The following is a 19,476-nucleotide window of genomic DNA, read 5'->3' as shown; positions in this document are numbered from 1 at the left end:
GCGACTGGGGGATGAGAACATGTCTAAAAAACGGGATTTAATGTATATCACAGCAGGAACGGTACTCACAGGAATCGGACTCACTCGTTTAGCAAGGCAAGGGAAGAAAGACAAAGAAGCAAAAGGAATCGATCAAGTGTTAAAGCAGATAAAAGCACCGCTGTTCCCTGATCGTGAATTTAATGTGGTTCATTATGGTGCAGATGCGAAGGGGACCGAGCTTTCAACAGATGCTATCCAGTCTGCCATTGATGATGCGCACCGTTTGAAAGGGGGACGTGTGCTGATTCCAGAAGGGACGTTTGTGACAGGTGCGCTAGAATTGAAGAGTCATGTAGAATTGCATTTGCATGAGAAAGCGTATGTGGCATTCAGCCAAAACCGAAAGGACTATTTGCCGCTTGTACTGACAAGATATGAAGGGGTTGAGCTTTATAATTATTCACCTCTCATTTATGCACACCATGCAGAAAACATTGCCATTACAGGAGCTGGAACGCTTGATGGCAGAGGGGATGAGCATCATTGGTGGCCTTGGAAATATGGCACGAATGGCCAGCCTTCTCAAGATCGAGATCGTCAGCTTCTATTTGACATGGCTGAAAAAAGAATACCAGTAGAAGAAAGAGTGTTTGGAGAAGGGCATTATTTAAGATCAAGCTTTATCCAACCTTACCAATGTCAGCAAGTTCTTATTGAGGGAGTGACAGTGAAGGATTCACCGATGTGGCAAATTCACCCTGTACTAAGTGAAAATGTGATTGTCCGTGGAGTCCATATTATCGGGCATGGACCAAACACAGATGGTGTCAATCCAGAGTCTTGCCGGAATGTGCTCATTGAAGATTGTTATTTTGATAATGGCGACGATTGTATTGCCATCAAATCTGGAAGGAACGAGGACGGACGGAGAATAGGGATTCCATCTGAAAACATTGTCATTCGTAGAAATAAGATGCGTGATGGACACGGCGGAGTGACGATTGGGAGTGAAATCACTGGCGGGGTAAGGTATGTCTATGCAGAGAATAATGTCATGGATAGTCCGAATCTTGACCGGGCACTGCGGATTAAAACCAACTCTGTCAGAGGTGGTACCATTGAACATATTTACTTTAAAAACAACACAGTCAAAAGCCTAAAGCATGAAGTGGTCTGTATCGACATGATGTATGAGGAAGGGGATGCGGGTCCACATCGTCCTGTTGTACGTCATATTCAAGTAGAAGGACTGAAAAGCAGCGGCGGACGATATGGTGTGAAAATAGCCGCCTACTCACATTCCCCCGTGACAAACTTCAACATGAAAAATTGCGTCATAGATCATGTGACGTATCCACTTTCTTTGGAGCATGCAGTAGCGCCTTCATTTCAGAAAGTTGTCATCAATGGGGAACAAATTAATAAATAGATGGGCGTAAAACAGTCTTTTTAGAGGCTGTTTTTCTTTTATCAGAACGAAAAAGACGCTTTTAGAAATCACATATACAACCTATCTGCACTGTAGTATAATATTCCCGAAATTAGAAAAGAATTGACGAAAGAGATTTCGTCAAGCAGTACATAAATCAGGGGGTTCATTCATGAAAAAGTTAACGGCCATTTGGCTATCGCTCCTGCTTGTGATGGGTGTTTTAGCAGGATGTGCAGGTGCTGAGACAGATCATAAAGCAAAGAGTTCACAAAATAACGAAACAACGACTGCGGCATTTCCTGTCTCGATTAAAGATGCAGCTGGTAAAACAGTCGAAATCAAAGAACAGCCTAAACGAATTGTTTCATTAATTCCAAGTAATACAGAGGTTGCGTATGCGCTTGGTCTTGGAGATAAAATGGTTGGACGATCTGATTTTGACAATTATCCAAAGGAAGTTGAAAAGGTAGAGAAAATTGGCGGACTTGAATTCAATGTCGAGAAGGTGATTTCATTAAAGCCTGATCTTGTACTAGCTCATGCCTCACAGATGGGATCAAAAGAGGGATTTAAACAGCTAGAGGATGCAGGAATTCAAGTACTGACTGTAAATGATGCCACTTCTTTTAAGGATGTGTACAAATCGATCAATATGATCGGTGAAGCAACAGGTGTAAAAGAAGCATCAACAAAGCTTGTAGACGAGATGAAAGCAAAATTGAATCACATCAAGAAACAAGCAGAAGCGATCTCCAAAGACAAACAAAAAACAGTCTTTGTTGAAGTTTCAGGTACTCCTGAAATTTATACAACAGGTACTCATACATTTATGGATGAAATGCTTTCTGTTATCCATGCGAAAAATGCTGCTGGTGATCAAACTGGCTGGGTACAAATGACAGAGGAATCAATTATCAAACGAAACCCTGACGTGATCATCACAATTGATGGTTCCAGTTTAGCTGATCTGAAAAAGAGAGACGGCTGGAATGCGGTCAAAGCAGTGAAGGAAAAACAAGTCTTTCAATTGAATACGGATCTCGCATCAAGACCGGGACCGCGATTGGTTGAAGGAGTCGAGGCTCTTGCGAAAAGCATCTATCCTGACACGTTCAAATAAATTCATCATCGCATACACACTAAGTGCTTTACTTCTTGTGGTGAGCATTGGAATGGGAATCTCCTTTGGAAGCTTAGGGATTCCCATTCCTTCTATTCTCCGTATATTTGTTCATGAACTATTCGGTGTGCAGATAGGCACAATAGATTCAATTGATCGCAATATTATGATGAATATCCGGCTGCCGAGAGTGATATTAGCGGCACTAGTCGGAGCAGCGCTGGCGTTATCTGGTGCAGCCTTTCAAGGTTTATTAAAAAATCCTCTTGCTGACCCATATACACTGGGTGTATCTCAAGGGGCATCAGTTGGAGCCGTCGCGACCCTATTTTTCAGTTTGCAGCTCCCTTTGCTCGGCAGTTTCACACTCCCTTTTTTCAGTATGATAACAGCGCTTGTGACCCTATGTCTCGTCCTCTTTTTTGCGCGTCTTGTTCATCGGGGGATGAGCATTTCCTCTTTAATTTTAACAGGAGTGATTTTCAGCTCTTTTTTGGGCGCGCTTATATCATTAATGATTGCTTTAACGGGTGATGATTTAAAAGAGATTATTCATTGGCTTCTTGGCAGTGTGTCCATGAGGGGCTGGCGCTATATTGCGCTTTTCCTTCCTTTCTTTCTGGTTGGGACCTTTGCATTAATGCTGATTGGGAGAGATTTGAATGTCATGACGTATGGCGAGGAGAAAGCAAAGCTATTAGGTGTACATGTGAAAAGGAGCAAATATATCGTGCTGCTTGCTGGATCGATTCTGACTGGTAGTGCAGTAGCGGTGTCAGGTACGATCGGATTTGTGGGACTTGTGATTCCGCATTTTATTCGCCTCTTAGCGATCACAGACCACCGGCACCTCCTGCCTTTGTCTATGCTGAATGGCGCTTCCTTTCTCGTTTTAGCAGATGTGTTATCACGTACGATCATTGAGCCGACTGAATTGCCGATCGGCATCATCACAGCGTTAATTGGTGCCCCTGTATTCGGCATCATCCTCATCCGTAAATATAGAGGAGGGACGCATCTATGATTCAAGTGAAGGAAATCAAAGGTGGATATGGAGAGAAAGAGGTCATACGCGGCATCAGTCTTGAGGTAAAGCAAGGGGAATTTCTCGGTATACTTGGTCCAAATGGAAGCGGGAAGTCGACCTTGCTTAAAATGATCTCTGGGTTGCTGGAACCTGATAGTGGTGAGGTACGTCTGAGCGGTCAACTGATTCAATCCTATCGTCCAAAGGCGCTTGCGCAAAAAATGGCTGTTCTACCGCAGAAAACGGACCAAGCCTTCTCATTTACAGTGGAAGAAACGGTTCAATTCGGTCGTTATCCATATCAAAAAGGATGGCTACAATCTGTTACCCAAGAGGATATGCGAATCGTAAACAAAGTAATGGAACAAACGGATGTTGCTCAATTTAAGGATCAATCTATTCATGAGCTAAGCGGGGGAGAACAGCAGCGTGTGTACTTGGCACAGGCACTAGCCCAGCAGCCTGAATATTTATTGCTGGATGAACCAACCAGTTTTCTTGATTTGGCCTATCAAAAAGACTTGCTTGATTTAATTAAAGAAGAGACCACTTCCTCTAGGTTGACGGTGATCGGTGTGTTTCATGATGTGAACATCGCCAGTTTGTATTGTGATCGGCTGCTGCTACTTGATGAAGGGAAGACAGAAATAGTAGGGCTGCCGTATCACGTCTTGACGCCTGAGCGAATCAACCGTGTATATGAAACAGATGTAACACCGCTCCAACACCCGCGAAGGGCAAACCCTCAGTTGACCATTGAACCTGCGGGGGCTTCTGTAGCATCAAATGCAAAGTTAGCGGATGGGTGGAAAACGTATGGCGGAGAAGGAATGACGTTTTCCCTCAAACAGCCGCTCCGCATCCTTTCCTCACATCAGAAAAAGGGCGGCTTCTTTTGGAAAAGGTCTCTCGGAACGGGAAGTGAGATGCTTCGTGACGAGTTGGATGATCGTGAAGGACTATTGTTTTACGATCAAACAAGTGGACTAAAACAATTTGCTGCTGAAGACACAGACGACGACATGGTGCTTTACGGCATGCGTCATCAAGAAGAGTTGACCATTTGGCTTGTACTGAAAGAGTCTATATCAGACGGATCGTCTGTTCAGCTCATGGGGCAGCTTGTCCACATGATGAAACGGGAGACGAGCATGTTCATTCATCATCTATGTATCGCTGCTGCGGGTATGCAAGAAACGGAAGATGATGAGCATTTACACGAAAGATTAAAGCAGAAAGTGCACCTTCTTCTTTATTCATTGAATGCCATTTAAAAGTGAACCAAAGGGTTCGCTTTTTTGTTTATGATGCGATTACAGTACTTTAGTTAAACAAATACATCCTTTTCACTTCAGGTTATACTAAAAGGACAAAGCAATAGACAAGGAGGAACACCAATGAAACTTTATACAAAAACAGGGGATCAAGGTCAAACAGGCTTGATCGGCGGGAGAGCCGATAAGGATGATGTGAGAGTAGAGGCGTACGGCACGTTAGATGAGGCGAATAGCTTCATTGGACTCGCGCATGCACATTTACGTCAGCATGGCGAATTGTTTCAAGACATTTTGTCAGAGCTGATTGTGATACAGCACGAGCTGTTTGACTGCGGCGGTGATTTGGCAGCAGTGAAACCACCGAAAGAAGGTAAATTAACTGAAATGTCTGTATCAGTCCTTGAGCAAAGAATGGATGTCTATGTAGAAGAAGCCGCGCCACTCACGAAGTTTATTTTACCGGGCGGCCAGGAAGGTGCAGCTCTTTTACATGTGGCGCGGACAGTCGTCAGAAGAGCAGAGCGGCATATGGTGACGCTTGCGAAGCAGGAGGAGATTCCATCAGTTGCGCTCACATATGTAAACCGGCTTTCTGACTATTTATTTGCAGCTGCCCGAATCGTGAATCATCGGCTCGGTGAAGCGGATGTTGAATATGAACGAAGTGCAAACGTATTTCGGTCTAAATAAAGAACAGCACTCTTCAAATGAGAAGAGTGCTTTTTTATTGGATTCTACCGCTCAGTCTGAGCGAAGTTACGACTCTGGTCGCAACGAAAGATCAATCTGCGACACGTTTTGCCAGCTTTCTTTTTTGACTATAGTAAAAGCAAGGAGCAAGAAAGGAGGCATGAAGATGAAAATAACAAGTAAAACCATCATCGGTTCGATTTTAATGTTTGTCGGTCTATCCATCTTCTTCGGTGGTTCACTAGGAGGGCTGATCCCGATTCTGATTGGGGCGTGGCTCATCTATGTAGGTGTAAAGAAATATGAAAAAGGCAGTAAAACCTTCGGCGTCATTCTAGCAGTCATTGGTGTCATGATCGTTGTGCAAGCTCTGCCGTTTATCCTTGGAATCGCATTGGCTGGGGGGCTTCTCTACTTCGGCTGGACGATGATCAATGGTGAACAGGCAAAAGAATCATCAAGTAGATCATATATGGAGCCAAACACGTCACCGAAAATGGAAGAACCTATGCACACGTCATTTGATCAAGAATGGGAAGATTTTTTAAAGAAAAAATAAGAGGAGGAAATTCAAATGGTATTCAGAAGAATGAGAGATATGTTTGTTGCAACGGTCAATGAGGGCTTAGATAAAATGGAGAATCCACGTGTCATGCTAAATCAGTACGTTCGTGATATGGAGGACGATATTGCCAAAGCGAAACATGCGATCATCAAACAGCAAACGATTCAACAAGGCTTCCTGCGCAAAGCAGAAGAGACGGAAGCATTTGCTGATAAAAGAAAGAAGCAGGCTGAGCTGGCATTTCATGCAGGAGAAGAAGAATTAGCACGAAAAGCGCTCACAGAAATGAAGTATTTTGAAGAAAAGCATCAGGAATATCAGGAAGCTTATCAGCAATCTGTGAAACAATTAAAAGAGCTGAAAGAGCAATTGCAGCAGTTAGAAACGAAGCTGCGTGATATTAAAGACAAGAAGCAGGCACTCATAGCAAGAGCAAATGCCGCACAGGCAAAGCAGCATATGAACGAATCTATGAATAAAGTAGATAGTGAAAGTGCATATAAAGAATTTCTTCGAATGGAGAACCGTATCGAAGAAATGGAGACAAAAGCGGGCAGCTATACACAATTTGAGGATCAAGGAGCATATGCTCATCTAGACTATGCTGATGAGGTTGAAAAAGAATGGCAGAAGCTCAAGCTGGAGAAGAAGCCTGAGCAGCAAGCAAACTAAGAAATCAATGGCAGATCGGAAGAAAAGCAGGATTTTTCTTCCGATATTTGATTTCTTTCTGTTTCGCTTTTCCTTATAATGAAAAGGTCAGAAGATAAAGGGATGGTATGAATGAAGCGGTTAATCGGTCTAATTTGTATACTTGTAGGTGTCTTTTTAATGATTGGGATGCTTTTCAAAAACGAAGATCTCTTTCATTTGAGTTTCTCCCGTGAAAAAGCAGTCACAACAGCTTCAGCGAAAAAAGATGAAATTGATCAATTAGATATTTCTCTTTCTGGATTTCGCGTGAAGGTAAAGCCTGAAAATCGTTCCGATATTTCCGTGATGGTCGTAGGTGGAAAAGGGAAAATGTATGCGGAACAAACAGGCAGTACATTTAACGTCCGTGCTGAAAATAAAGGATTCTTGTTTTTCTCTTCATTTGAAAAAGGAGAACTCTTAGTCAAAATTCCAACAGATTATCATAAAAATGTGAAGATTACGGGTGGAAGCGGCGTCAGTGAGGTGGACGGCGAAGGGAAACTGTCTCTTCAAGATGTGACGCTTAAATCAACAAGCGGAAACCTCAATGCCGAGAATTTCTCAGCAAACAATGTCGAAATCAAAGCGACATCCGGCAGACTCTCTGTGTCTTACATCGATGCGAAAAATAGTGATATTGGAGCAACCTCAGGCCGTGCCGATATTAAAGATGTCAAAGGCGAACTGCAGCTAGAAATGACGAGTGGTAGATTGACGGCAAGCTTTGATACCATTGAATCACCTGTCTCCTTTCACATGACATCAGGCAGCGCAAAATTTAACCTGCCGGATGAAGGAGATTTTAACGTCAAAGTGAAAAAAACAAGTGGAAGTGTGGATCACTCCTATCATTTTGATCAAGCAGATAGTGAAGGTCGAGGCTTTACAGGTACGCAGGGAAAAGGGACACACTTAGTCGATATTGAAATGACAAGTGGAAACTTAAAGCTGCGGTAATGAACGGAAGAAAGGAAGGAGGCGAGTCAACTGCGTTTTTCAAGGAATCAAATTTTAGGCATCATTGTCGTGATTTTTGGTATTAATCTATTTCTCAAAATTATTGGGATCGGAGCCGAATTGTTTTGGCCCGTGTTTTTTGCGCTGGCAGGCTATTGGCTGCACTCAAGATCCAAACGTTGGCTCGGTTCAGTTTCCTATATTTTTGCCGGCTTTCTCTTTTTAAAATTCCTGCTCAATATTACATTTAGTCTCACAGGATATTTATTTGCGGCCTTTTTGATATATGCCGGCTATCGCTTATTGAAAAACAAACCCGTTTTTGATGTCGATAAAAAGGAAGCATCGGAGGGCGATAAGCCTTCTCTGAAAGTCAATCTTGAAAAAGAGGGCGAGCAAAAGAAAACAAAGAGCCAGACAAAGCCGCGCAAGGAGCATGACTTTTTTATCGGTGAAGTCAGGCTGATGAAAAAGCCGTTTCAATTAAGTGATTTGACGATTTCAGGGTTTATCGGGGATGTCAAAATCGACTTATCAAAGGCCATCATCGCAGAAGAAGAGAGCACGATCGTGATAAGCGGGCTCATCGGAGATGTGGATATTTTCGTACCGCAGGATATTGAAGTATGTGTGAGTGCTTCAGCTGCCATTGGTGATATGAAAATTATTGATGAAAAAAGAAGCGGATTCGGCAGTAAAGTGTATGTGATGACCGACAATTACGATGAGAGTAAACGAAAAGTGAAAATCTCCATCTCTTTACTGATCGGAGATGTGGATGTGAGATACTTATGAGGAAACTCCATCTAGGTATCCAGTGGCAATCTATTCGTCTTGGAGTAGGGATCTCGCTTGGTGTTGTCATCATGACGATGCTGCCCATGTTTTTTTATTATCAGCTTGATCCGATGATTCTCCTCTCTACCCGCTGGTTCGGCATCCCATTTTTTTGTATTTTACTGATCATTAGTCTTGCCATTGGGGTTTCTGCCTCACATGTATTTGGCTATCAGCATAAAAAGCGTCTTGATCAGCTTGTAGAGTCGATTTTAAAGTTTGAAAATGGGAACTTTGCATACAGACTGCCGTCTCTTGGCGACGATGAAATTGGCTTAGCGGCAGATCAATTAAATGAAATGGCGAAACGAGTGGAAGGTCAAGTAGCCTCTTTGCAAAAGCTCTCGAATGAGCGGGCAGAATGGCAGGTGCAAATGAAAAAGTCGGTCGTCTCAGAAGAACGTCAGCGTTTAGCACGAGAACTGCATGATGCGGTCAGCCAGCAGTTATTTGCGATTTCAATGATGACCTCTGCGATTCTTGAAGTCATGAAGGAAAAGGATGAAAAGATTTTAAAGCAGATGCGCCTAGTCGAACGAATGGCTGGCGATGCACAAAATGAAATGCGTGCCCTTTTGCTTCATCTCAGACCGATCACCCTTGAAGGAAAAGACTTGAAAAAGGGCTTGATTGAGCTCCTAAATGAATTTCAAGCAAAGCAGCCGATTGATATTGATTGGGAAATAGAAGATGATGTTCCGCTGTCTAAAGGAGTAGAGGATCACCTCTTCCGAATTGTACAGGAAGCCCTGTCAAATGTGTTCAGGCATGCAAAGGCGACAAAGGTGACGGTGCGTCTGCTCATTCGAAATCGGCAGGTGCAGCTGAAGATTATCGACAATGGGATCGGCTTTCAAACCGATCATGTGAAGACGGCCTCCTACGGACTGGAATCAATTCGTGAAAGAACAAGTGAAGTAGGCGGTGTCGCAGAGATTATGTCATTTGAAGGAAAAGGAACACAAATTGATGTGAAGGTTCCCATTTTTGATGAAGGAAAAGGAGAGAACGTTCGATGATTCGAGTGCTTTTAATCGACGATCACGAAATGGTGAGAATGGGGCTTGCTGCTTTTTTAGAGGCACAGGCTGATATTGAAGTCATTGGTGAAGCGTCAGATGGACAAAGAGGTGTAGAGCTAGCAGTTGAATTAAGGCCAGATGTCATTTTAATGGATCTTGTCATGGAAGGCATGGATGGCATCGAAGCAACGAAAAGAATTTGTCAGGAAATTGAAGATGCACGAATTATCGTTCTGACGAGCTTTATTGACGATGATAAAGTTTATCCAGTGATTGAAGCAGGTGCTTTAAGTTATTTGTTAAAAACATCCAAGGCAGGAGAAATTGCAGATGCCATTCGGTCTGCAAGTATCGGCGAACCAAGACTAGAATCAAAAGTAGCTGGAAAGGTGATGAATAAACTTCGTCATTCCTCAAATGGATCGATCCTTCATGATGCATTAACAGCAAGGGAAATGGAAATCTTGAAGCTGATTGCCGATGGGAAATCGAATAAAGTCATCGCTGAGGAACTATTTATTACAATTAAAACAGTGAAGACACATATTACAAACATTCTTTCCAAACTCGATGTAGAAGACCGGACGCAAGCGGCTGTGTATGCGCATCGTCATAAGCTGATTCAATAAAATAAAAAAACAGCTTTCAAAAGAAAGCTGCTAGAACATGCGTAAATTTAGTCCTTCTGTCCTGTGATCGGACGTTCGGAAAGTTGATGGAGCTCAGGAACTGGAAAAGCCTCCTGCTCCTCGGCCGATTTGTCTTCTAGGGCTTTCTTCATCTCGGATAATAGCTTTACGCTCTCCTTTGCCAATGCTGCCTTTTTCTCTTGCAAACCAATGATCTGTGAAAGTCCGACGAATATACCGCCTCCAACAAGAAGGAGCGCAGGGGTTTGTCCATAATAAATCACGATCAAAAATGTGCTCGAAAAGCTGTCGGCTTCAATGAAGAAATCTTCTTTTGATTGCATGAATACAACGACTAACAGGAGTATTCCTAGAATCAAAAATAGAATGCCGGCCGAAAGTAAAGCTCGTTTCATGATTGACACCCTTTTTTTCTTACCATTTTAACATACTCTATAAGGATTGTGTTGCGCCCTTAGTCCCGAAGTCACGGATTTTCACATTTGCTTTGTAACGAATATCTGATTCACTAAAAATTTCATCCCAATGTTTTGCTTCTTTTCGAAAATCCTTCGGGTAGGCAATACTCGCCTTTTGATAGAACCCGCAAATATCTGCTTTGATCTCATGCTGTAATTCACCGATGAAATCTTTAACGCTTGTCTCTAATCGACGCTTGACAACGCCTTCAATTTCTCTGAGATACTTTTCATTAAAAGCGTTTTCACGTTCATTCCAATCCTCAGACAATCGTCCATCAAGCTCCACTGACACATCAAATTGATATTTTCCGCTGGCTGATTTATTGGTTTTAATATGGTGCTTGAGTTTGAAAATCTCAAAAGAGTAGCTGCTGTGTTCATATTCAAATTCAATGACTCCACCCAGTCCGTCTCCAGTTAACAGATTGTATGACTGTACTGCTAACGGAGAGATATTGGTGAGAAATCGCTTATTCTTAATAATAGAGGCTCCATCGAGCATTAATTTTCCTTGATCGACGCTGACTTTCGGAATAGCGAAAGATACATTGTTTTGCATGGCAGAAGAAATATCTCCTAATGAGACAGTCTTAAACATGAGAATGGTCGATTTTCTATTCTCAGAAAGATCGTATAAGGTCGTAGAGGCTGGCTGTCCGTCGTCATTGATTTTCAGCATGTCTCCAGGATTCTTAGAGGTCATAAAGACGAGGCCTCCTCTCCTCGTTTCATTGTCTCGAATGAATTGATTAATGACGAGGTCGAAATCATTCTCATTGATGAGTTCCTCAGAAAACAATAACACCCGTAGCTGCTGTGCGAAAATGCGATGGCTTTTCAGCGCCGTTGTGCGGAATATTTGATGCACAGAATCCCCGTTTGTTTCAATGATTTTCGTAGGGTCTTTGATGTTTGATTCCTGAGAGATCTTTTGAGGAACGAGGACTTGCATAGATACCTTTAATTTATTCCCTTGGTCCCCTTTGTCTACTGCAAATCCAATCGCCATGTTAAGCTCCTCAATATTTGTGCTATCCCAGCAACCACTTAATAGAACCAGCGTCAAAAGAGCAACAGCTACTTTCTTTTTCATGTTGTGTTCCGCCTCCTTTTGAAAAACACGATGATAAATAAGAGAAACGGGAGAATGCCGAACAGCAGGAAAAAGAGGTTGTTCACATAGGTTAAATAATTTCGCACTGTATCGACATCCTTTGGAAAAATCGCTGCAAAGTAAATGACAATTCCCATTAAAACAAGGACCACTTTTTTAGGAAACTTGGTCAGTTTAGACACCCCGATTGCAGCAAAAAATGTATATCCGACAAAGCTTGTATAAAGCTGAATCAGCCAAACGATAAGCAAAAAGGAGTCAATTCGTTCAATAAAAATCCCCTGAATATCAAATGATTGAAATAAGGCAATGGTCGGCCAAGTCAAAGTCGCCGTTTCTTTCACCGTGAACGCACCAACCACAAGAATATAGGTGAAAATATAGATGATCGCAGGAATCAAAAAGCCGACTGTACCATAAGCAAAGGTGTGTTTTTGCGTGTTCAAATAGGCAGGCATAAACAGCATCATTTCAATGCCCACAAACGAAATGGCTGATGCGTTCAAAGATTTGAAAACAGGGGAGAATCCCTCTCCTAAAACGGGACGGAGGTTATCTAGCTTAAATTCTTGCACGCTCAGTCCGTAAGCGACAAATAAAATGATGAGCGTCACAATCAGAATAAAAGGAAATAGCCTGGCTAAATCACCAATCCCTCCAATGACAAGATAAAAACCAACCAAAATAAAGCTGATCATTGTCATCGCTACAGGTGTGTTTTGAAGCAGAAAGAACTTCACCATTTCCGACATAGCCCGTACTTCATAGCTAGCAACGCCAAGAAAATAAATAATAATCAAGAGGTTGGCAAGCGCGCCAATCCATTTTCCAAGTCCCTCATTCGTATAATCATAATATGAGGAGAAGGGGACTTTTTTCATCATCAGGACATTTGCAAAAATAAACACAATGTAAATGACACTCATGAGTAAGAGTGCAATCCAGCCGTCAGGTGTAGCCGCAGCCTGAGCCATTGCTCTTGGCAGAATCATCATACTTGCGCCTAGTGTTGTATTTGCAATAATGGCACTTGCCTGATAGCTTGATATCGACTCTTTATGATTGACCATCTCGTTCTCCTTTCTGTTGATTTTTTAAGGGCAATCGAATAATGGAATTGTCCTCGTTTTTATAGCTGAACACAAAATCTGGTGAGAAATATGGTGTGCCAAAACTTTTTTGCCGTGTGAGATGAGTAAGAAGTACGAGCATAAACAGCACAATCCCGTATAAACCAAAGGTAGCCGCAGCAAACATGGACACAAAGCGGAGCACACGAAAGGACATGCCCATCCCGTATTGAGGAACAGTAAAGGACGCAAGGGCCATCACACTGACGATAATCACCATGATTGAGCTCACAATATGAGCCTGAACGGCTGCCTGCCCAATGACAACCCCGCCAACAAGTCCGATCGTTTGACCGAGCGGGTTTGGCAGCCTTAAGCCGGCTTCCCGCAGAAGCTCAATCGTCATCTCCATGATGAGTGCCTCCACAATAGGCGGAAAGGGGACATTTTCTCTTGTACTTGAGATCGAAATAGCTAGAGTTGTTGGTAAAAGTCCTTGATGGAACGACACAAGCGCAATATAAATGGCTGATAAAAATAATGTCAGAAAGATCGAGGTAAACCGCAGCATACGAATGAGAGAGGCGGCGATCCATCTTTCATAATAATCATCCGGTGATTGCATAATCGTCGCGAGCGAAGCAGGTACAATTAACACAAAAGGCGAATGATCGACAAAGATGGCGACTCGCCCATTGTTCAAAGCAGAGGCGACTTTATCAGGCCGTTCTGTGTTTTGAATTTGCGGAAAAGGAGAATACACATTGTCTTCAATGAGCTCCTCAAGAACACCAGAGTCTTGTATATCATCAATGGTGACTTGTTTGAGCCGTTTTTTTACCTCTTTTAAAACAGAGGTTTCGACGATACCGTCAATGTACATGATGGTCACTTGGGTGTATTTCTTTTCCCCGATCTTCATGTTAACTGTTTTGAGGTCAGGGTTTTTCAAGCGCTGTCGCACGAGAGCTAAGTTCGTGTTTAAATCTTCAATGAAGCCAACTTTCGGCCCTCTTACGACTGTTTCAGATGTAGAATCCCCTAAACTGCGTTTCTTTGTTCCATGCGTTTCTAAAATATACGCATGCTGAAATCCATTAATCAGCACCACGCAATGCCCTTCAAAAATCGCATCGACCAATTCTTCAGAGGTCTTCACCGAACGTGTCGTCATCATGGATAAATTAGATTCCAGCTTCTCTTTTGTAAGAGACGTATGATCTTGGAGAAGCAGCTTTAAAAAGGTTTGAATCTCCATCTTTTCGTTCATTTCTTTTATGTATAAATAGTAAACAACCTGCCCGTGAGGCAGCGTTTTTTTCTCATGGACTAAATCATCCATTTCCTTTAATTGAGGGAGAATGACGGAGAGATTATCGTATAAGTGCTCTTTCAATGGAGTCTGATTCAAAATGATCACCCGCCTCAAATAACTTTTTCTTAGCATTACCTGCTTGAAAAAACAATATTCTGTGTTACATTATTTTGTGGTAAAAGAAAGAATGAGGGTTTTGGAGGAAACAAGATGGCACAAATTCGTTTAGCAGGAACAAAAGAGGAGATTGACCGTATTCTACAGTCGTTTGACAAGCATTATGAAGTGACATATACATCAAAGGATTACGGAAAAACAAACCCAAAATACAAATATTCGAAAGATGTCCGCGTTTATATTGAACTAAAATTAAAATAAAGATAAAATTTTAATTGAAAACGCTTAAAGGATTTTGGTTTTTTGTATAGAATAGAGTTGAGTGTATAAAGCTATGGAGGGATACATAATGACAGAATTTAGAATCGAAAAAGATACAATGGGCGAAATCAAGGTGCCAAAGGACAAGTTCTGGGGTGCACAAACACAACGAAGCAAAGAAAATTTCAAAATCGGTTCTGAGAAAATGCCAAAGGAAGTTGTGAATGCGTTTGCAATTTTGAAACGTAGCACAGCGATTGCCAACGAACGTCTTGGCAACCTTGAGAGCGAAAAAGCAGAAGCAATTGCTGCTGTATGTGATGACATCATCAGCGGAAAGTATGACGAGCATTTCCCGCTTGTTGTATGGCAAACAGGTAGCGGGACACAAAGTAACATGAATATGAACGAAGTCGTTGCAAATAGAGCAACTGTTTACTTGAAAGATAAAAATAGTGAGTTCAGCATTCATCCGAATGATGACGTCAACCGCAGCCAAAGCTCAAATGACACATTCCCAACTGCTATGCACGTGGCAGCTGTTTTAGCTGTGTACAAAAAATTATTGCCTGCGATTGATCAATTAAGAGCGACTCTTGATGAGAAAGCAAAAGCATATCAAGAGATTGTTAAAATCGGTCGTACGCATTTGCAAGACGCAACTCCACTGACAGTAGGTCAAGAAATTAGCGGCTGGGTGTACATGCTGGACCGTTCAAAAGAAATGATTCTAGAATCAACTGAAAAAATGAGAGAGCTTGCGATTGGCGGAACAGCTGTTGGTACAGGAATTAACGCACATCCTGAGTTTGGTCAATATGTCGCTGAGGAAATCAGCAAGCTGACAGGTCAAAAATTCAATTCTTCACCAAACAAATTCCATGCGCTGACAAGCCATGATGAAATTACGTATGCACACGGTGCCCTAAAAGCACTTGCAGCTGATTTAATGAAAATTGCCAACGATGTGAGATGGCTGGCAAGTGGTCCTCGCTGCGGAATTGGTGAATTGATCATTCCTGAAAATGAGCCAGGAAGCTCCATTATGCCAGGTAAAGTCAACCCAACTCAAAGTGAAGCTTTAACAATGATTGCAGCACAGATTATGGGGAATGATGCAACGATCGGTTTTGCTGCCAGCCAAGGAAACTTTGAGCTGAACGTATTTAAGCCGGTTATCATCTATAACTTCTTGCAATCAGTTGAATTACTTGCTGACGGCATGAACTCATTCCATGACAAGTGTGCAGTTGGAATCGAACCAAACCTAGAAACAATCGAGAAAAACTTGAACAATTCATTGATGCTTGTGACGGCACTTAACCCGCACATCGGATATGAAAATGCAGCGAAAATTGCAAAGCTTGCTCACAAAGAAGGTTTAACGTTAAAAGAAGCAGCACTTCAATTAGAGCTGTTAACAGAAGAGCAGTTTGAAGAGTTTGTGAAACCAGAAGAAATGGTGACACCGAAAGCAAAATAAGAACCAGGGGCGGCTGCCCCTGGTTTTTTTCATTGAACGTGATGTGGACAAAAATGAAACCCAGGTTGTGACTTGGGTTCTACAAATGATCTTCTTTCAAAATACGCAAAAGTGATTCAGAGTGGGTTTGGAGCGGTGCGTATAATTTTAATTGATGCAGCATGCCTTTCACGATGACTTGTCTAGGTTTCTGTTTGTTTAATTCATTTTCTAGAATGCCGAGTGCTTCAAATAAATCAGGCTCGTCTTTCACTTCATAGTGTGCTTCAGCCTGCTCTCTTAATCCTTTTAAAAGAGATTCTGTCAGCGGGTCGAATGACCGTTCATAAATAGGACCAAACCAATCGCTCGCTTGATCTACAGAGATGAGCGGAAGATCATGTCGCTCCATCATACCGCCCATCAAATCATCGATACGGTGAATCATCGTTGCGGCTAGCTCCTCAGCCTCTAGCTGAAAATCATATAAAATCGCAAGCTCGAAATAAACGTGGCTCATTCCCTCAATCGTCAAACAAAGATCAGCCATATAAGGAATCGCTGCATCTCCATATACCTGCTTAATGTTATCAATGTGAAGCTGAATGGTGGCAAGTCTGATTTGTTTTGCGAGCTGCTGCGTTTCTTCATTCATTGGCAGTGCTCGATCGCTCAGCTGCATTTTAATAAAATCCTTTTGCTGCAAGATATTATCGTAGTAGACAGTGAGCTGCTTACGGTAGGCTTCCTTTGGTGTGCCTCCCTCTGTTTGAACCTCATGGATCCGGGTAAATACCTTATCGTAATAGTAATGTAAGATTGAAATGAGCAGTGCTTCCTTTGATTTAAAATAAAGATAAAAAGCACCCTTTGACATGTGGCATTCATCCGCAATTTCCTGAACAGACGTTGTATTGTAGCCTTTACTGGCAAACAATTTCATGCCGGCCTCAATGATCATTTTCTCTTTCTTCTTCAATATGAATGTCATCCTTTCTTACCGAGAGACAAATGTCTTAGGAAACGTGCGCAAAGAGATGTGACTTATCGGTCATAAACGACGAAAGTTTTCAAAAATTAATCAGATTGTAACTTGTTTTTTACAGTGTAATTCTTTATATTATAAAGTAAGGTGACCAACTGGTCAAAAAATGTGAAAGGATGATGTTCCATGAGAGAAATCGATGATATGATGAGACGCTTGCGAACAAAAGGAATTCAAGTAGAAAAAGTCAAAATGCCGAAAGAGACAACCATTGAAAAGAAATGGATGTATCAAGCTGGCAAGAAAATCAAAGCCACATACCGTGATTTCAATGGGTATTCATTCATCTAAAAAAGACTGCGGTCAAAAACCTACAGTCTCTTCTTTGGTACCGTGATCGTATAACGTACACCTAGATCATCATTTTCAATTGATATAGACGCTTGATGCATGGAGAGAATTTTTTTGACAATGCTTAATCCAATACCGAATTCGCCCTTTTTTCCCTTACTAAAAGGTTCGTATAGGTTGGATAGCATATGTTCTTCAATTGGAGGACCGTCATTACGAATAACAATGCGTATTTGATCCTCTTCCTGTTTCATTTGAATATCAATTTTCCTTTTTGCGTAGCGAAGTTGATTTTCTAGTACATTCTCAAATAATTTGCTCCATTGTTCTGGATCGCCTTCAAGAGTAGCCTCATCATCTAAGTCCACGTTCCACTGTAATTCATTTTTCGACCAGCGTATTCGGTCGACCACTTCCAGCATCGTATTACTCAGTAGGAAGGAAGCATGTGCAGGGTGTTGATTTGATAAATAATCAAGCTTTGTTAAGTACAGCAAATCCTTGATTTTCTTCTCAAGCTTTTCCGCTTCACCTTCAATGACTTCCACCGTTTGTTCAAGATCTCCCTTAGGAAAAATACCATCTTTAATCGACTGCGTATAGCCGCGGATGACCATGACAGGAGTCTTTAAGTCATGTGATATATTTTGCAAAAGAGTCCGTTCTGTTTCATCCTTTTGAATGAGTTTTTGTCTCATTTCTTCAATGGTATGACCAAGCTTTCCGATTTCATCTTGCCGGTCAACGATGACAGGATCGTCCCAGTCCTCTTGTGCAATCCGCTTCACGTGCTTTTCAAACGCAACGATTGGACGGGATAAGTAGCGGGCAAGCCAAATCGATGGAATCCAGCTTAATAAAATAACGGTGCCCAAGATAAAGATCAGCTGTTTAAACAGCGTAAAGGAAAGGTCATCTCGATAAGAGTCTGGCGCATAAGACAAAAGAATATATTGTGTATTGCCTGTTGATACTTTTTTGATGACAAAAAAGATGTGCTGGCCATTCACCTCTTCAGAATAGCGTTTCGTTGCGCTTTTTTGTTTTTTCACAAAGGATTGGATTTTCTCAATAAAGGCGTGCGGGAAAAACTGCGCCATTTGGTTTAATTCATCTGACGGAATCAGAATGTGCTGCACCGAGCGGTTTTCCGGTGTCGACTTTGGCGAGCCGTCTCGGTTCAACGGATATTCTGTGAGAACCTGTTGTTCATTTTCGATATTTTTATAAATTTCATTCGTGAAAAAATTTCGTAATGTATTGGAAAATAGAATGATCAGGACAATCGAGATGGTGAGCAAAATACCAGAGATGACGATCCAAATTTGAAAAGCGAGTGGTTTGTTCTTCATCCTTTTAGCATCCTATAGCCAAATCCATAGATGGTCTCGACCTTTAAGTCGGGCATTTTTTTGCGCAATCGTCTGACAAGGTCATCCACCACACGATCTGTCCCGAAGTAATCGTGTCCCCAAATTTTGACGAGAATATCTTCACGAGAAAAAGCATGTCCTTGATGATGTGTAAATAAAAGCAGCAAGTCAAATTCCTTAGAAGTTAAGTTAATCAGCTGATCTCCTTCATACACCTCTCTTACATCCTCATGAATGACATAGGAGGAGACGGGTGTGACACTTTGCTGCTGCGGAGTATCGCTGTTTTTGTACACAAGCTCAAGCAGCTTTTGCACCCGAATGATCAGCTCGCGCGGAAGAAATGGCTTCGCAATATAGTCACTGCTCCCTAGCTCTAAACCGAGGACACGATCAATATCTGCGTCGCGTGCTGAAATGAAAATGACCGGTACGTCAGGTGATGCGGCTTTGATTTCTTTAATCAGTGTGTAGCCATCTGTATCAGGCAGCATGATATCTAAAATCCATAGATGCGGCGGCTTATCCATTGCTTCGCGTGCCGCTTCTCCGGTTAAAAAAGAGGAGACATTCCAATTTTCACTTTCTAAATATTTGGTTAAAAGTTCGTTTAAGTTTTGTTCATCTTCCACTAAATAAATGGTGTACGACAAAGTCTTCCACATCCTCTCACCGTCATTATAACGGGATACAAAGGCGGCATGTCAACAAT

At 42.0% G+C, this 19,476-nt stretch carries 21 protein-coding genes; 14 read left to right on the top strand and 7 right to left on the bottom strand.

From position 1 onward, the window contains the following. Nucleotides 1–19 precede the first annotated feature (19 nt). The 11 genes from MKY18_RS15245 (at nucleotide 20) to MKY18_RS15195 (ending at nucleotide 10,234) form a co-directional block, all read left to right on the top strand. Nucleotides 20–1,411, top strand: coding sequence for a glycoside hydrolase family 28 protein (locus MKY18_RS15245; RefSeq protein WP_065098038.1), 1,392 nt, complete (start codon nucleotides 20–22; stop codon nucleotides 1,409–1,411). Between the two features lie 172 nt (nucleotides 1,412–1,583). Beyond that, entirely contained in the window at nucleotides 1,584–2,534 is a 951-nt protein-coding gene (locus MKY18_RS15240) for an ABC transporter substrate-binding protein (RefSeq protein WP_065098039.1), read from the top strand. Beyond that, nucleotides 2,500–3,558, top strand: a complete 1,059-nt coding sequence (locus tag MKY18_RS15235) for an iron ABC transporter permease (RefSeq protein ID WP_217012151.1) — start codon at nucleotides 2,500–2,502, stop codon at nucleotides 3,556–3,558. Before MKY18_RS15240 ends, MKY18_RS15235 begins: the two co-directional genes overlap by 35 nt. Further along, nucleotides 3,555–4,835 (top strand): heme ABC transporter ATP-binding protein, encoded by a 1,281-nt coding sequence (locus tag MKY18_RS15230; protein WP_065098041.1) that lies wholly within the window; start codon nucleotides 3,555–3,557, stop codon nucleotides 4,833–4,835. The genes MKY18_RS15235 and MKY18_RS15230 overlap by 4 nt, the downstream gene beginning before the upstream one ends. A 123-nt stretch (nucleotides 4,836–4,958) precedes the next feature. Then, nucleotides 4,959–5,528 carry a cob(I)yrinic acid a,c-diamide adenosyltransferase gene (locus MKY18_RS15225; RefSeq protein WP_065098042.1) on the top strand — a complete coding sequence of 190 codons (570 nt, stop codon included), beginning with the start codon at nucleotides 4,959–4,961 and terminating at the stop codon, nucleotides 5,526–5,528. A 166-nt stretch (nucleotides 5,529–5,694) separates the two neighbouring features. Next, nucleotides 5,695–6,087, top strand: a complete 393-nt coding sequence (locus MKY18_RS15220; protein ID WP_065098043.1) for a hypothetical protein — start codon at nucleotides 5,695–5,697, stop codon at nucleotides 6,085–6,087. Between the two features lie 15 nt (nucleotides 6,088–6,102). Continuing rightward, nucleotides 6,103–6,765 (top strand): PspA/IM30 family protein, encoded by a 663-nt coding sequence (locus MKY18_RS15215; protein ID WP_065098044.1) that lies wholly within the window; start codon nucleotides 6,103–6,105, stop codon nucleotides 6,763–6,765. Between the two features lie 111 nt (nucleotides 6,766–6,876). Beyond that, a complete protein-coding gene (locus MKY18_RS15210; protein WP_106067281.1) occupies nucleotides 6,877–7,746 on the top strand; it encodes a DUF4097 domain-containing protein in 870 nt (289 codons plus the stop codon). Between the two features lie 30 nt (nucleotides 7,747–7,776). Beyond that, nucleotides 7,777–8,541: a cell wall-active antibiotics response protein LiaF gene (gene liaF / locus MKY18_RS15205; protein ID WP_044140904.1), complete on the top strand. Its 765-nt coding sequence runs from the start codon at nucleotides 7,777–7,779 to the stop codon at nucleotides 8,539–8,541. Further along, nucleotides 8,538–9,602 (top strand): two-component system sensor histidine kinase LiaS, encoded by a 1,065-nt coding sequence (liaS, locus tag MKY18_RS15200; RefSeq protein ID WP_044140903.1) that lies wholly within the window; start codon nucleotides 8,538–8,540, stop codon nucleotides 9,600–9,602. Before liaF ends, liaS begins: the two co-directional genes overlap by 4 nt. Continuing rightward, nucleotides 9,599–10,234 (top strand): response regulator transcription factor, encoded by a 636-nt coding sequence (locus MKY18_RS15195; RefSeq protein ID WP_268454003.1) that lies wholly within the window; start codon nucleotides 9,599–9,601, stop codon nucleotides 10,232–10,234. Before liaS ends, MKY18_RS15195 begins: the two co-directional genes overlap by 4 nt. A 47-nt stretch (nucleotides 10,235–10,281) precedes the next feature. Here the strand turns inward: MKY18_RS15195 and MKY18_RS15190 are convergent, their stop codons facing one another. The 4 genes from MKY18_RS15190 to MKY18_RS15175 are packed head-to-tail and all read right to left on the bottom strand — an operon-like array spanning nucleotide 10,282 to nucleotide 14,311. Then, on the bottom strand, nucleotides 10,282–10,650 hold the full coding sequence (locus MKY18_RS15190) for a hypothetical protein (protein WP_003212877.1): 369 nt from the start codon (nucleotides 10,648–10,650) through the stop codon (nucleotides 10,282–10,284). A gap of 37 nt (nucleotides 10,651–10,687) precedes the next feature. Next, entirely contained in the window at nucleotides 10,688–11,809 is a 1,122-nt protein-coding gene (locus MKY18_RS15185; protein ID WP_065098046.1) for a Ger(x)C family spore germination protein, read from the bottom strand. After that, complete coding sequence (locus MKY18_RS15180; RefSeq protein ID WP_106067280.1) at nucleotides 11,806–12,900, bottom strand: endospore germination permease; 1,095 nt, start codon at nucleotides 12,898–12,900, stop codon at nucleotides 11,806–11,808. The genes MKY18_RS15185 and MKY18_RS15180 overlap by 4 nt, the downstream gene beginning before the upstream one ends. Next, nucleotides 12,887–14,311 carry a spore germination protein gene (locus MKY18_RS15175; RefSeq protein WP_034620118.1) on the bottom strand — a complete coding sequence of 475 codons (1,425 nt, stop codon included), beginning with the start codon at nucleotides 14,309–14,311 and terminating at the stop codon, nucleotides 12,887–12,889. Before MKY18_RS15175 ends, MKY18_RS15180 begins: the two co-directional genes overlap by 14 nt. Before the next feature lie 114 nt (nucleotides 14,312–14,425). Here MKY18_RS15175 and MKY18_RS15170 point away from each other — a divergent pair, with 114 nt between their 5' ends. Both MKY18_RS15170 and fumC read left to right on the top strand, forming a co-directional pair. Then, nucleotides 14,426–14,593 (top strand): YvzF family protein, encoded by a 168-nt coding sequence (locus MKY18_RS15170; protein WP_003213147.1) that lies wholly within the window; start codon nucleotides 14,426–14,428, stop codon nucleotides 14,591–14,593. Nucleotides 14,594–14,681: 88 nt separating this feature from the next. Beyond that, nucleotides 14,682–16,076: a class II fumarate hydratase gene (gene fumC, locus MKY18_RS15165; RefSeq protein ID WP_065098049.1), complete on the top strand. Its 1,395-nt coding sequence runs from the start codon at nucleotides 14,682–14,684 to the stop codon at nucleotides 16,074–16,076. Nucleotides 16,077–16,155: 79 nt separating this feature from the next. On the opposite strand, the gene MKY18_RS15160 is transcribed toward fumC, so the two are convergent. Continuing rightward, nucleotides 16,156–17,034 (bottom strand): TetR/AcrR family transcriptional regulator, encoded by an 879-nt coding sequence (locus MKY18_RS15160; RefSeq protein ID WP_342497561.1) that lies wholly within the window; start codon nucleotides 17,032–17,034, stop codon nucleotides 16,156–16,158. A 192-nt stretch (nucleotides 17,035–17,226) separates the two neighbouring features. On the opposite strand from MKY18_RS15160, the gene spxO reads away from it, so the two are divergent. Beyond that, the gene (spxO, locus tag MKY18_RS15155; RefSeq protein ID WP_095285802.1) at nucleotides 17,227–17,391 is read left to right on the top strand and encodes an anti-adapter protein SpxO; all 165 of its coding nucleotides are present in this window, start codon (nucleotides 17,227–17,229) and stop codon (nucleotides 17,389–17,391) included. Nucleotides 17,392–17,411: 20 nt separating this feature from the next. On the opposite strand, the gene MKY18_RS15150 is transcribed toward spxO, so the two are convergent. Then, on the bottom strand, nucleotides 17,412–18,743 hold the full coding sequence (locus tag MKY18_RS15150) for a HAMP domain-containing sensor histidine kinase (protein ID WP_065098051.1): 1,332 nt from the start codon (nucleotides 18,741–18,743) through the stop codon (nucleotides 17,412–17,414). Beyond that, the gene (locus tag MKY18_RS15145) at nucleotides 18,740–19,417 is read right to left on the bottom strand and encodes a response regulator transcription factor (protein ID WP_185107886.1); all 678 of its coding nucleotides are present in this window, start codon (nucleotides 19,415–19,417) and stop codon (nucleotides 18,740–18,742) included. Before MKY18_RS15145 ends, MKY18_RS15150 begins: the two co-directional genes overlap by 4 nt. Nucleotides 19,418–19,476 lie beyond the last annotated feature (59 nt).

Source organism: Bacillus sp. FSL R7-0672 (assembly GCF_038601465.1).
Taxonomy (GTDB): Bacteria; Bacillota; Bacilli; order Bacillales; family Bacillaceae; genus Bacillus; species Bacillus pumilus.
The sequence above is the reverse complement of the archived record's forward strand: the minus strand, read 5'-3'. Positions and strand labels throughout refer to the sequence as shown.